At 72.7% G+C, this 13,543-nt stretch carries 8 protein-coding genes; 3 read left to right on the plus strand and 5 right to left on the minus strand.

Annotation, left to right across the window (positions count from 1 at the left end; translation table 11 throughout):
* Positions 1–70 precede the first annotated feature (70 nt).
* The gene (locus AXW62_RS36260) at positions 71–2,017 is read left to right on the plus strand and encodes a TOMM precursor leader peptide-binding protein (protein WP_252368861.1); all 1,947 of its coding nucleotides are present in this window, start codon (positions 71–73) and stop codon (positions 2,015–2,017) included.
* A gap of 139 nt (positions 2,018–2,156) precedes the next feature.
* Positions 2,157–3,398 carry a sensor histidine kinase gene (locus AXW62_RS36265; protein WP_244503277.1) on the plus strand — a complete coding sequence of 414 codons (1,242 nt, stop codon included), beginning with the start codon at positions 2,157–2,159 and terminating at the stop codon, positions 3,396–3,398.
* A gap of 234 nt (positions 3,399–3,632) precedes the next feature.
* Here AXW62_RS36265 and AXW62_RS36270 read toward each other — a convergent pair whose 3' ends face one another.
* Positions 3,633–4,238, minus strand: a complete 606-nt coding sequence (locus tag AXW62_RS36270; RefSeq protein WP_030836614.1) for a response regulator transcription factor — start codon at positions 4,236–4,238, stop codon at positions 3,633–3,635.
* A gap of 528 nt (positions 4,239–4,766) precedes the next feature.
* Entirely contained in the window at positions 4,767–6,035 is a 1,269-nt protein-coding gene (locus AXW62_RS36275; protein ID WP_060948155.1) for a M6 family metalloprotease domain-containing protein, read from the minus strand.
* 312 nt (positions 6,036–6,347) lie between these two features.
* Here AXW62_RS36275 and AXW62_RS36280 point away from each other — a divergent pair, with 312 nt between their 5' ends.
* Positions 6,348–8,306 (plus strand): putative bifunctional diguanylate cyclase/phosphodiesterase, encoded by a 1,959-nt coding sequence (locus AXW62_RS36280; protein WP_102885105.1) that lies wholly within the window; start codon positions 6,348–6,350, stop codon positions 8,304–8,306.
* 207 nt (positions 8,307–8,513) lie between these two features.
* On the opposite strand, the gene AXW62_RS36285 is transcribed toward AXW62_RS36280, so the two are convergent.
* The 3 genes from AXW62_RS36285 to efeB all read right to left on the minus strand — a co-directional run.
* Positions 8,514–9,662 carry an LLM class flavin-dependent oxidoreductase gene (locus tag AXW62_RS36285; protein ID WP_060948152.1) on the minus strand — a complete coding sequence of 383 codons (1,149 nt, stop codon included), beginning with the start codon at positions 9,660–9,662 and terminating at the stop codon, positions 8,514–8,516.
* A gap of 685 nt (positions 9,663–10,347) precedes the next feature.
* Complete coding sequence (locus AXW62_RS36290) at positions 10,348–12,222, minus strand: phospholipase C (protein WP_060948153.1); 1,875 nt, start codon at positions 12,220–12,222, stop codon at positions 10,348–10,350.
* 190 nt (positions 12,223–12,412) lie between these two features.
* Positions 12,413–13,543, minus strand: a 1,131-nt coding sequence (gene efeB / locus AXW62_RS36295) for an iron uptake transporter deferrochelatase/peroxidase subunit (RefSeq protein WP_060948154.1), incomplete at its 5' end; no start/stop codon positions are given.

The following is a 13,543-nucleotide window of genomic DNA, read 5'->3' on the forward strand; positions in this document are numbered from 1 at the left end:
GCTGAGGACCACGGACCCGAGAACGGCGGACCCGAGGGCCATGGACCCAAGGACGGCGGACCCGAGGGCCATGGACGCGAGGACCGTGGACGGGGCCATGGACGGGGAGGCGGGCGGGGCGGCGAGCGGGCAGGCGACGGGCGGCTACCCCACGGGGCCCCGGCCCGGTACGCCCCGACAAGAGATATGTCAAATCGCCCTCCGTCAGCAAGACGCCGCGGAACTCACCCTTGTGGTGTGCGATGACTACCTCGATCCCCGGCTCGCCGCCGTGGACGCCGCGCACCGCGCCGCCGGCCGTCGCTGGCTGCCCGTCAAGCCGGTGGGCACCCAGGCGTGGCTGGGCCCGTTCCTCGGCGCTCCCGACGACCCGTGCTGGTCCTGTCTGGCCGACCGGCTGTGGCGGGGACGGCAGGCCGAGGCGTATCTCCAGCGCCGGCTCGGCCGCCCCGGACCGGTGCCCCGCCCGCCCGCCTCCCTGCCCGCGAGCCGCGCCGCCGCGCTCCAGCTGGCCGCCCTGGAGGCCGCCAAGTGGCTGGCCGGGCACCGGCACCCGGGTCAGCGGGCGCTGCGCACCCTGGACAGCCTCACCGCCACCGTGGACCACCATCCGCTGTCCCGCCGTCCGCAGTGCCCGGGCTGCGGCGATCCCGCCCTGGTCGCGGCCCGGATACGGGCGCCCCTGGCGCTGCCGTCACCACGCGAGCCGCTGCCCGGGACCGGCACCGACACCTCGCCGCGCGGGATCATGGAGCGCTACGGCCATCTGGTGGACCCCGTCACCGGGCTGATCACCGAGATCCGCCGCGATCCGCGCGGCCCCGCCGTCCTCAACTGCTTCCACGCCCGCCACCCTTCCTACGCCGGGGCGGGCCCCCAGAGCGGCCTGGACACCGTGCGGGCCGGGCTGCGGGCGGCCGCCCACGGCAAGGGCCGCACCGCCGAACAGGCGCGGGCGAGCGCGCTGTGCGAGGCCCTGGAGCACTACAGCGGCCATTTCCAGGGGGACGAGCCGCGTCAGCGCGCCCGCTACCGCGATCTGTGCCCGGACGACGCGGTGCACCCGGACGCCGTCCAGCTCTTCGACCCGCGCCAGTTCCGCGACCGGACCCTCCCCGCGCGGCACCGGATCCACGATCCGTTCGACGAGGGCGCGGAGCTGGACTGGACCCCGGTGTGGTCGCTCACCGCCGAGCGCCACCGGCTGCTGCCCACCGCGCTGCTGTACTACGGCGCCCCGCAGCCCCCGGGCCGCCGCTGCTGCCGGGCGGACTCCAACGGCGCGGCGGCGGGCGGCACGCTGGCCGACGCCGTCGTACGGGGTTTCCTGGAGCTGGTCGAGCGGGACGCGATCGCCCTGTGGTGGTACAACCGCACCCGTCAGCCCGCCGTGGCCCTCGACGCCTTCGACGATCCGTGGCTCGCCGAAGTGCGCGCCGCCCACCGGGGCGTGCGGCGCGAGGTGTGGGCGCTGGACCTCACCACGGACTTCGGCATCCCGGTGGTCGCCGCGCTCTCCCGGCGCGTCGACAAACCCGCCGAGGACATCACCTTCGGCTTCGGTGCCCACTTCGACCGGCACACCGCGCTGTGCCACGCCTTCGCCGAGCTCAACCAGATGCTCCCCGCGGTGGTCGAGGCCCGCGCCGACGGCGGGGGGTACGGCGCCGCCGAGCCCGAGGCGCTGCGCTGGTTCCGTACCGCGACGCTGGCCGGCCAGCACCATCTGGCGCCCGATCCGGCCGCCGTACCGCCGCCGGAGATATCCGGCCCCCCGGAGGGCGGCGAGCTGGCCGCCGTGAGGGACTCGGTGCGCCGGCGCGGGATGGAGCTGCTGGTGCTGGACCAGACCCGGCCGGATGTGGGACTGCCGGTGGCCAAGGTGCTGGTGCCGGGGATGCGCCCGCACTGGGCGCGGTTCGCGCCCGGCCGCCTCTTCGACGTCCCGGTCGCGCTCGGCCGACTGCCGGGGCCCACCCCGTACGAGGACCTCAACCCGATTCCGTTTTTCCTGTGATCCCCCGTGATATCCGGTAACTCCGCGTACCCCATGAGCCTTCCACGCGACCTCTCCACCCTCTGTAAAAGATCGGATACTCTCGGGCAAGCCACCCGATCCGTCCCGACCATCCGGAGGACGAGTGCAGGGAAGCCTCTTGCCCGACGATGCCGGGAGCCACCCACCGCGCCACCATGACGATCTGGCGCCGCGTCTGGCCGTGGTCATCACGGTCGTCGTCCTCGTGGGCTACTTCTCCGTGGCCGTCACCTACGTGGTGGACGGCAATCGTTCGGGCAAGACGGTCGACGCCGCGATGCTGGGGCTGGCGCTGCTGCCGATGACCGTGCTGCTCTGCCTCCAGATGCTGCACTCCTTCCCCGGCCTCGCGCCCCGGCTCAGCGGCGCGCGGCGCTGGACGCTGGCGCTCCAGGCGCTGCTGACCTTCGCCCCGTTCGCGGTCTTCAAGCACGCCTGGCTGGGCATGCCGGGCTTCCTGGCGGGCTCCTCGCTGCTCCTGCTGGCCCCGGCGCTGGCATGGCCGGCGTTCGCGGCGATCCTGCTGTGCACGGATGTGCTGCTGTTCCAGGTGGGGTTCGGCTGGGGCCAGGTCGCGTACACCACGGTCTCCACCGCGCTGACCGGGCTGGTGGTCTTCGGGCTCTCCCGGCTGTCCGGGCTGGTCACCGAGGTGTCCCGGTCCCGGGCCGAACTGGCGCGGCTGGCGGTCGCCCAGGAGCGGCTGCGGTTCTCCCGGGACGTGCACGACCTGCTCGGATACAGCCTGTCCACGATCACCCTCAAATGCGAGCTGGTGCACCGGCTGGTGCCCCGGCAGAACTCCCGGGCGCAGCAGGAGCTCGCGGAGATCCTGCAGACCTCCCGTCAGGCCCTGGCCGACGTCCGGGCCGTGGCCAGCGGCTACCGCAAGATGTCGCTGTCGGCGGAGGCGGCGACGGCCCGCTCGATGCTGGCCGCGGCGGGCATCAGCGCCACGGCCGAGATCGACTGCGGACCGCTGCCGGAGCTGGTGGACACGGTGCTGGCGAGCGTGTTGCGCGAGGGGCTGACCAATGTGCTGCGCCACAGCAAGGCCGACCACTGCGCGATCGAGGCGCGGCGCAACGGGCGCCAGGTGTGGCTGACCCTCGTCAACGACGGGGTCGGCCGGCCGTCCACGATCCTGCGCGCCGACAGCACGGACGGCGGCAGCGGTATCGGCAACCTCCGGGTCCGGGTGGAGAACCTGGGCGGGCGGCTGTGCGCGGGGGTGCGGCCGGACGGCTGGTTCGAGTTACGGGCGGAGCTGGATGTGTCCGCGGACGCGCCGCCGAGGAGCGGCGGCCGGACCCCCGGTTCGGAGGAGGAGTACGGCCCGGGGCCGACCGTGACGGCGTGACGGCGTGGCGGCGGGGCGGCGTGACGGCGGGGCTGAGGGCTGAGGGCCTGGCGGTGGGCCTCACCAGTGCCTGACGGTGTGGCGGCCCGGCCCGTGCCTGGCAGCGGGGCGCCGTGACGGCGGGGCGGCGCCACAGCACGGCGGGGTGGCGGGGCGGCGCCACAGCACGGCGGGGTGGCGGAGTGGCGGGGCGGCGCCACGGCGCGGATACGGCCGGGCCCGACCGCGTCCGCGTCACAGCCAGCCCGCCTCGTGGGCGATCCGGATGGCGTCCACCCGGTTGCGGGCGTCCAGCTTGGTCACGGCGGACGTCAGGTAGTTGCGCACCGTCCCCACGGACAGGAACAGCTTGGCCGCGATCTGCGCGGAGTCCTCCCCCTTCGCGGCGAACCGCAGCACCTCCAGCTCCCGCGGCGTCAGCGGCTGGGGACCGTCGTCCAGCGCGGCCAGGGCGAGCTGTGGATCGATCACCCGCTCCCCCTCGGCGACGGCCCGGATGGCGTCGCTCAGCTTTTCCGGGCTGCTGTCCTTCAGCAGGAAGCCGGAGACGTGGGCGGCCAGGGCCCGGCGCAGATTTCCGGGGCGGCCGAGGCTGGTGAGCATCATGGTGCGGCATTCGGGGACGGCCGTACGCAACTCGGCCGCGGCGGTCAGCCCGTCCACATCCGGCAGGTCGATGTCGAGCACCGCGACATCGGGGCGGAGTTCACGGGCGCGCGGCAGAATATCGGCTCCGCTGGAGAATTCGGCCACCACTTCGATATCCGGTTCGAATTCCAGCAGGGCGACCAGTGCCTTGCGCAACATGTGCATGTCTTCCGCGATCAGCACCCTGACCATTCCGCCCCCTGTTTCCCCGCCCGCCATCACCCCGCACGACGATTATTCCCCCGTCCTCCCGGTCGTTCCATCGATGCGTGGGCAAATCCGCCCGTCGAACGTCTGTCCCGTAGCGCGCACGCGACGGCGCGCCCCCCTCGTCATGCCGCACCACCCCGGCGGGGCGCACCGGTCCCGACCCGAACGCAGGGGGCTGGGCGCGCACTTCACCGCGCGGGCGGCGCTCGCGCGGCAGGGCGCTCGGCACCGTGACGGGTTCCGCCGCGCACACCGTGCCGGGGCGCATCAGCAGCGGCGCGCCGGGCGCGACCCCGGACCACCGGCGATCGTCCTCCGGATCCGCGGGGCCGCCCGGTGCGGTCCGGAGCGCGCCCCGCCCGCCGTACGGACAACCTCCTGAACCTCGTGGAGGCCACCTGCGTGCCCGCGCCGTGCGCCGCGCGGGACACCCGGACCGGTCCCCAGCACCCCGCGCCCGGCAAGCCGGTTCCCGCTCCCCCTCCCGTGGCTACCGGGCGCGGCCGTCCGTCAGGTGGGTGCCCGGCGGTTGACCCGGACGGTCCATCCCCCGTCGGCGGTGCGACCGGTCACCGTGATCCGTACGGAGTCCTCCTCGACCGACAGGCTGTCGCCGACGCCGAGCGGGGCGTCGGCCAGTTCGGGGTAGACCGACTCGTTCCAGCAGGCGGAGGTGGCGGGGTGGCCGTCCAGCACCTGGATGGGCCCGTCGCCCGACGCCTTGTCGTTGTGCACCCGGTAGACCAGCACGCCCTGGGCGCAGGTGCCGGAGTCGTTGCCGCGGGCGCCGCGCGCCTCGATGGCCAGCGCGGTGGTGGGTCCGGTGCGGACCACCACCAGCCGGTTGCGGGTGTCGGCGCCGGTTCTGCCCGGCTTCAGGGGGGCGCTAAGGGGTTGGAGGGTATATGTGCGCGGACCGGTGGCGCGGTCGCACACCACCTGGCGCGGACCGAGCCAGCCGAGCTTCCACTTGTGCCAGCCGAACGGATCGGGTGCCATGCCGAACTGGCTTCCCATCAGGTCCCAGTCGCCGACGTAGGTGTCCCATTCGGCGTTGCCGTCGGTGTCCTTCGGCCGGTGGTAGAGGTCGGGCAGGTCGAAGACATGCCCGGTCTCATGGGCCAGGACATTGCGGTCCGGCGGATGGTGTTCGAAAACGGTCACCAGGCGTCGCAGATCAACACCGTCGGCGCGCAGTGGCTTTTCGAAGTTGACCACTTTCGTTGCGTCGGCGTCCACACCGGGAGCATGGGGATCGGCGACGAGATAGACCAGGTCATAGCGGCCGAAGTCGAGGTGGGGATCGGCGGACGCGATGGCGTCGCGCAGGTACGCGGCGCGGTGCTTGGCGTTCCAGTCGCGCTGTATGGCGTACGCGGTGGACCGCTGGGGCATGGCGATCCAGCGCCGCAGCGGATGCACCCGCAGCGCGAACTTGCCGTAGGAGGCCCGCCGGAAGAAGTCGGGGGTCGCGGGGATGTGGTCGGCGGCCAGCTGGTCGGGGGTCACCCTGGGCCTGGCGTCCGGGAAGGACAGGAAGACCATCGCCGCGTCCAGCTCGCGCACCGGGCGTGGATAGCGGGAGTTCCAGGTGTCCAGGCCCTCCGAGTGGTGGGCTTCGGTGCGCTCCAGGTCACAGGGTCCGCCGGGGCCGGCCGCGACGGCGGGGCCCGCCACCGCGGTGGTCGCGATCAGCGCGCTCAACGAGGTGAGCAGGGCCCCGGTCCGACGCAGCCGGGGCTGACGGTGCACCCCCTCGGGTACCTGAGGACGCACCATGTCGACCTCCCGGGCGTAGTCGGAACACCCCATCCACCCTGAGGTGGATTGGCGGGGTACGCCCTGTTGGGATGGGCCGGTCGAGTGAAGAGGCCGCGATCCGGGTACGTAACAGACGGTCACAATCGGTCAGAGCGGCCTTTGGCCCGCGCAGAGTCGAACGAATCCGACCAAACACATTGTCAAGGCGGCGGTGAGCGCGATGACGTCGATGGAAGCCCCGGAGTACGAGCCCCTATGATCGGCACATTTCCAGCGGGGAATCCCCCTTCAGGCAGGCAATTACGGTCTGCCCGGCACCCGGTGTGAGACATGCGCGAGACGTGTACGAAAGACCTGGAGACAACCAACGCCACGCGGGAGCGAGCGGTGAGCGGAACCCCCGACGGGCAGGGCCGCGCGCCCGGCGCGACGCTGCCGATGATCACAGAGCGTAATGCTATCCCCAGCGTCCCTCCCCTCGCGGAGGACGCCGGCGCACCCCGTCCGGCCCCCGGCGCGCCCCCGGCCCCGGGCACACCCCCGGGCGCCGGTCCCGTTCCGGGCCCCACGCCCGGCGACTACCGCGCCGCCTTCACCGCGGCGCGGCTGGCCATGGCCGTCCTCGACCGCGAGGGCAGGGTGCTCGACGCCAACCCCGCGCTCGGCGCCCTGCTCGGCACCGATCCGGCCGTGCTGGCCACCCGCAGCGCGGCGGACCTGGCCGATCTGCGCGAGGACCCGCGCACCTGGAGCGAGTACCGGGCCGTCCTGGGCGGCCGTCGCGGACGGCTGCGCCGCACCCGCCGCCTGCTGCGCTCCGACGGCCACGTCCTGTGGGCCGACGTCACCGTCGAACCCGCGCCGGACAGCGGCGGTCTGCTGCTGTCGATGGCCGACATCAGCGACCAGCGGGACCTCCAGGGACGGCTGCGCCATCTGCAGATGCACGACCCGGTGACCCGGCTGCCCAACCGCAGCCTGTTCTTCGAGCGGATGACCTCGGCGCTGGAAGCGGCCACCTACGACCACGAGGGCACCGGCCGGATCGGCCTGTGCTATCTCGACCTGGACGGTTTCAAGGCGGTCAACGACACCCTCGGCCACCGGGTCGGCGACCGGCTGCTCGGCGCGGTGGCCCAGCGACTCACCGACTGCGCGGCGCCCGGCGGCCATCTGGTGGCGCGGCTCGGCGGCGACGAGTTCGCCCTGCTGGTGCGCAACTCCACCGGCACCGAGCAGCTGTGCGACCTGGCCCGGTCGGTGCTGGCCGCCCTCCAGGAGCCGTTCGACGTGGGCGGGCAGCGGCTGTCGGTGTCCGCGAGCATCGGGGTGGTGGAGCGGCCCGCGGCCGGCACCCACACCACCTGGCTGATGCAGGCCGCGGACACCACGCTGTACTGGGCCAAGGAGGACGGCAAGGCGCGCTGGACCCTCTTCGACCCGGAGCGCAACGCCCACCGGATGACCCGGCAGGCGCTGTCCAGCACCCTGCGCCCGGCGGTCGAGCGGGAGGAGTTCGTGCTCGACTACCAGCCGCTGGTGGGGCTCGGCGACGGGGTCGTCCGGGGGGTGGAGGCGCTGGTGCGCTGGGACCATCCGCAGTTCGGGCGGCTGTCGCCGAACCGGTTCGTCCCGCTGGCCGAGGAGAACGGCGCGATCGTGCCGCTGGGCCGGTGGGTGCTGCGCACCGCGTGCCGCCAGGCCCGTGCCTGGCAGCAGGCCCATCCGGCGCATCCGCTGGTGGTGAGCGTCAATGTGGCGGTCCGCCAGGTGTGGGACTCCGATCTGGTGGCCGACGTGGGCGCGATCCTCGCGGACACCGGACTGCCGCCGCATCTGCTGCAACTGGAGCTGACCGAGTCGGCGGTGATGGGTTCGGCGGGACGGCCGCTGCAGGCGCTGCAGCGGCTCAGCGACATGGGCGTGGCCATCGCGATCGACGACTTCGGGACGGGATACTCCAACCTCGCCTACCTCAGCCGCCTGCCGGTCTCCACGCTCAAGCTGGACGGATCGTTCGTCCAGGGGTTCCGGGCGGAGGAGCATCCGAACCCGGCCGACGAGACCATCGTCGAGGCGCTGGTGCAGCTCGCGCACCGGCTGGGCCTCTCGGTGACGGCCGAATGCGTGGAGAGCGCCGAGCAGGCGGAGCGGCTGGGGCGGATCGGCTGCGACACGGGCCAGGGGTGGTTCTACTCCCGTCCGGTGCCGCCGGACCGCATCCAGGCGATGATCACCACCTGCCCGGCGTCCGGCCAGGGCCCCTTCCGTTCGGATCCGCGGGAGTAGGCCCCTGGGCCCTGCCGTCGCCGTACGACGGGGCCCGGGACCGGGGCTGGAGGCCGGGACCGGGGCTAGGGCTGGGGGGCTGGGACCAAGGTTGGGGAGCCGGGACCGAGGTCGGGGCCCGGGACCGAGGTCGGGGGCCCAGGGGCAGGGCAGAGCCAGGGGCCCGGACCCGGGGTGATGGGCCCAGGCCCGGTGTTAGCGGAAGTGTTAGAGGACCCCGGGTGACGCCTCCGTCCGCGCCTCCGGGAGACCGTAGGCGTCCGCTATCAGCTCGTACGAGCGCAGACGGGCCGCACGGCCGTGCGCATTGGACGTGATCTTGATTTCGTCCACTCCGGTGCGCTTGATCAGCCCGTCGAGCCCCTCGCGGACCTGGTCCGGGGTGCCGTACTCGACGTTGGCGAGCCAGTTGTTGACGAAGTCGCGCTCGATCTCGTTGAACTCGTACGCCTCGGCCTCCTCGGGCGTCGGGACCAGACCGGGGCGTCCGGTGCGCAGCCGGACCATGGCCAGGGCGCCGGTGAGCACCTGGCGGTGGGCCTCCTTCTCGTCCTCGGCGGCGAAGGCCGAGACGCCGATCGAGGCATACGGCCGGTCCAGCACGGCGGACGGCCGGAAGGTCTCGCGGTAGAGGTCGAGCGCGGCAACGGTATTGGCCGCGGAGAAGTGGTGCGCGAAGGAGAACGGCAGACCGAGCATCCCGGCGAGCCGGGCGCTGAACCCGCTCGAGCCCAGCAGCCAGATCGAGGGCCGGCCCACCGACGGCACCCCGCCGGGCACGGTGCTCTGCACCGGTCCCGGCACCGCGTGGATACGGGCGTAGCGGTGACCGTCGGGGAAGTCGTCGTCGAGGAAGCGGGTCAGCTCGGCGAGCTGCTGGGGAAAGTCGTCGGCGCCCTCGCGCAGCCGGTCGGTGCGGCGCAGCGCGGCGGCCGTGGCCCCGTCGGTGCCGGGCGCACGGCCGAGGCCGAGGTCCACCCGGCCGGGGGCGAGCGCCTCCAGGGTGCCGAACTGCTCGGCGATGACCAGCGGGGCGTGGTTGGGGAGCATCACCCCGCCGGAGCCCAGCCGGATCCGCTCGGTGTGGGCGGCGAGGTGGGCGAGGACCACCGCCGGGGAGGAGCTGGCGATCCCGGGCATGGAGTGGTGCTCGGCGACCCAGAAGCGGTGGAAGCCCCGGCGCTCGGTGAGCCGGGCCAGCTCGGTGGTGGTCCGCAGCGCCTCGGCTGCGGACACACCGCTGCCGACGGTCGCGAGGTCCAGCACCGACAGCGGCACCGGTGCGCTGCCGAGGGGCCGGGCCCGAACGGGGTCGGGGTCGCGCTGGTCGTCTCGCCGGTCCTGCTCATCGGCCACGGTGGCCCGCCTCCCTGGTCGCACTGCGGTGCGTGTACGTCTGTCCGTCTGCTTCTGGCTGTACGTCTCGGTGTACCGCCACCATTTAACCGGAGAACGGCTCCGCTTATTCCCCGTATGCGCCACGCGCTACGACCAGGACGGCGGTACGCGTACGGCGATACCGCGATACGGCGGCACGGGGAAAGCGTCCGGCCAACGCGGGAGGGGGACGTACGCCGGAGCGGCCCGGGTCGGCGGGTCGGCGGGACGGTCCTGGACAGCCGCGGGGCAACCGTGGGGCGGCGGGCGGCCGTGAACGGCAGCAGCCACGCGCGTCCGGACAGCCACGGGCAGCGGGGCAATCGGATCCGCCACCACCCGGGGAGAAGGCCCGGCGGCGGGGCGATCGGATCCGCCACCACCCGGGGAGAAGGCCCGGCGGCGGGGAAGTCCTGGACAGTGAGGCGGCCCTGAACGGCGGCAACCACGCGCGCCCGGACAGCCACGAGCGGCGAGGCGATCAGGCCCGCCACCACACAGGGAGAAGGCCCGGCGGCGGGGCGATCGGGCCCGTCGCCACCCGGGGAGGAGGCGTGGCGGCGGACCCGACGAGGGTGTGCCCCGCTCACGCGGGTACCGGGTGAGCGCCAGGCCGCCGCGTGGGAGAAGAAGTACGTGTGTCCCGCTCGCGCGGGTACCGGGCCTAGTCGGCGGTCCGTGCGGTGCGGCGGCGGTGGATGGCCAGCGCCGTACCGGCGCCGCCGAGCACCAGCACACCCGCCGTGAGGCCGAGCGGCAGGGCGACGGAGGTGCCCTGATCCTCGGCGAGGCGCCGGGTGGTCGGGGCGTCGGCGGCCGCGGCGTTCACGATCGGGGCGTCGGCGGCCAGTGCGGAGGTCGTGTAGTGACCGGCCTTGTGCACCGACGCGACGGAGCCGTCCGGCTTCAGCAGCACCTGGGTCTTGTTGGGGTGACGGAAGTCGAAGAGGCCGGAGAGGGTGTTCGCCCGGCTGTCGAAGGAGGCGTCGCCGATCCGGCCGGTGTGCCAGTTGTCCTCGATGAAGCGGGTGATCGACGTCTGTTCGGTCTGGGTGTGGTCGACCTTGTTGGCCTTGCTGAAGGGGGAGATCACCAGCAGCGGCTGCCGGGGGCCGGGGCCGCAGCGGTCCTGGTAACCGCCCGCGGGCTTCGGGCCGGACTGGCAGGCGGGGCTGTCGGTGGCCTTGCCGCCCGAGCCGGTGGTCCGGTCGGCCGACCCGTTGGCGGGCTTGACGTAGGCGTGGTCGTACCAGCCGTCGCTGTCGTCGTAGGCGACGACGATCGCGGTGTCCTTCCACTGCGGCGACTTCTGGATGGCGTTGATCTGCTGGACCAGGAAGTGCTGCTCGTCGATCGGGTCGGAGTAGCCGGCGTGGCCGTCCTGGTACTGGGCGGCTTTGAGGAAGCTGACGGCGGGCAGATGGCCCGTCCTGAGCGCCGCGGCGAAGTCGGTCAGGTCGTAGTTGTGGTTGGCCTGACCGCTCCGGCCGATCTCCCGCACGTTCTTCGGCGGGAGGTGATGCGGGTTGGAGGTGGACTTGTAGTACTGGAACGGAGCGTGGTGCGGGCTGTAGTCCACCGACGCGGCGCCGCCGACGTTCTTGTGGGTGGTGCCGGAGCACGCGGCGTAATGGCCCTGTGTGCCGTCCCAGGCGGTGCTGGGCCGGAAGCCGCCCTGGAACCAGCCCCAGGTCACGCCCTTGGCGTTGAGCAGATCGCCGATGTTCCTGCCCTTCATCAGGGCCAGGGCGTTGCCGCTGGTGTGGTCCTTGTTGGAGCAGTCGTCGAAGGCCGGATCCGGGTCGTTGATCATCGTGCCGACGCCGTCGGCGTCCGGGGAGGCCACCGCGTACGCGTCCGGCTTGTCGGTCTGCCGGGGGTGTTCGGTGGAGGACTTGGGGTCGGTGGAGATCACACCGTGGGTCTGGCCGGAGATCAGCTCCAGCGCTCCGGGGGTGGAGGGGCCGTAGGCCGAGCTGAAGGAGCGGTCGCTCATCGCGTAGTGCTGGGCGTAGTTCCACAGTCCGGTGACGGTGTTGCCGTCGTAGTAGTCCATCACCAGACCGGGCTCGCCGAACAGCCCGCTGCACTTGCTGACCTCGGTGTTCTCCACGTACTGATCGGCCTTGCCGCCATTGGCCGCGTACTGCTCGGGGCCGTAGGAGTGGTTCTGGTCGCAGGTCATGGCCTGGTCGCCGGTCAGCCGCTTGGGCCGGTAGAGATTGGGGTTCTTCTCCAGCAGACCCGCGTGCGCCAGGGTGTCGATGTCCTTGGGGGTGTCCTTGGCCGGCGTGAACTTCGTGCCGTCGGTGTTCGCCGCCTTCGGATAGGTGCCGAAGTAGTGGTCGAACGAGATGTTCTCGTCGAAGATCACCACCACGTGTTTCACCGGGGTCGCGGTGCCGCCGCCCTTGCCGGGCGCGGCCCAGGCGGGGGCCACCCCGCCCACGGTCGCCAGGGCCGCGGCACCGGCCAGGGCGCCCCAGCGTGTGATCCGGCCCCGCCGCCGGCCGCCTCCCGATCCTCCCGTACCGCCCATGCCATGCCTCCACACGATTCGCGTTTGCCGCCTGCGCCCGATCCTGTGCCGCGAGCCGGATCCTCCGATGGAATCCGTGGAGGCTGCCGGGTGAACAGAGGGTCAGGAGAATCCAACGAACTCTTGGGACGTTCTTGACCGGATGGTGGGACGGCCGGCGCCGGTGCCTCTGGGGGCCGATCGGGTCCGGTCAGGACAGCAGGGCCCGCCCCAGCCAGTCGGTGCGGTCCCGCACACCGGGGAGCGCGAAGAAATAGCCGCCGCCGAAGGGGCTGATGTAGTCCACCAGCGGCTCTCCCGCCAGCCGCTTCTGCACGGTCTCGAACTGCCGCACGAGGTCCCGCTGGTAACAGCAGAACAGCAGCCCCATGTCCAGGTTGCCGTTGCCGTCCACACCCCGGTCGTAGTTGTAGGCACGGCGGAGTATTCGCTGGTCCTCGGTCCGGGCGGTCCGCGGATTGGCCAGCCGTATATGGCTGTCCAGCGGAATGATGTCGCCCTTGGGGTCCTGGGCGTAGCGCGGGGTGTCGAACTCGTGCTGACCGTCCAGCGGGGCGCCGGAGTCCCGGCTGCGGCCGATGATCCGCTCCTGCTCGCTGATCGACACCCGGTCCCAGAACTCCACCAGCATCCGGATCAGCCGGATCACCTGATAGCTGCCGCCGGTCGTCCAGGCCGGTTCGCCGTAGTGGGCCCCCGTCCACACCAGACGGTCCATCGCACGGGCGTCCCCGGTGTCCGGGTTGGCGGTGCCGTCCTTGAACCCCAGGTGGTTGCGCGGGGTGCCGGACGGGCGCGGCGGGCTGACGAAGCCGTCGATGCGCCAGCGGATCTGCAGCGCGCCCCGGGTGTGCCGGGCGATGTCGCGCAGCGCGTGCAGCACCGTGTCCGGGCTGTCGGCGCACAGTTGGAGGCTCAGATCGCCATGGCACCAGGCGGGGTCGAGATCGTCGTCGGGGAAGGACCGCATCGGGCTCAGCCGCCGGGGCCTGTGGTCCCGCAGTCCGTAACGGTCGTCGAAGAGCGAGGCGCCCACACCGACCGTCGCGGTCAGCCGGCCGGGCACCACCTGGGGGCCCAGGGTTCCGGAGTCGGCGGGCGGCGCGGTGATACCGACCGGGTCGGGGGTGCCTCCGGTGGTGAGAAAACGGCACCGCTCGGTGAGCGTACGGAAGGCGTCGGCCAGCTCCTCGCGCCCCTCGGCCGTGGCGTCGAAGGCGATGAACGCGGTGGCCCGCTGGGGCGGGGTGAGGATTCCGGACTGATGGACACCGTGGAAGGGGATGCGGGCGGGCCTCTCCCGCGGCCCGCCCTCCTTCGC

This window comes from Streptomyces hygroscopicus subsp. hygroscopicus, assembly GCF_001553455.1.
GTDB classification, from domain to species: Bacteria; Actinomycetota; Actinomycetes; order Streptomycetales; family Streptomycetaceae; genus Streptomyces; species Streptomyces hygroscopicus.

Excerpts from the sequence above, each read along its gene's own strand:
- AXW62_RS36260 (WP_252368861.1), top strand. The coding sequence starts at position 71 with ATGGACGCGAGGACCGTGGACGGGGCCATGGACGGGGAGGCGGGCGGG.
- AXW62_RS36270 (WP_030836614.1), bottom strand. The coding sequence starts at position 4,238 with ATGGTCAGGGTGCTGATCGCGGAAGACATGCACATGTTGCGCAAGGCA.
- AXW62_RS36275 (WP_060948155.1), bottom strand. The coding sequence starts at position 6,035 with ATGGTGCGTCCTCAGGTACCCGAGGGGGTGCACCGTCAGCCCCGGCTG.
- AXW62_RS36280 (WP_102885105.1), top strand. The coding sequence starts at position 6,348 with ATGCGCGAGACGTGTACGAAAGACCTGGAGACAACCAACGCCACGCGG.
- AXW62_RS36290 (WP_060948153.1), bottom strand. The coding sequence starts at position 12,222 with ATGGGCGGTACGGGAGGATCGGGAGGCGGCCGGCGGCGGGGCCGGATC.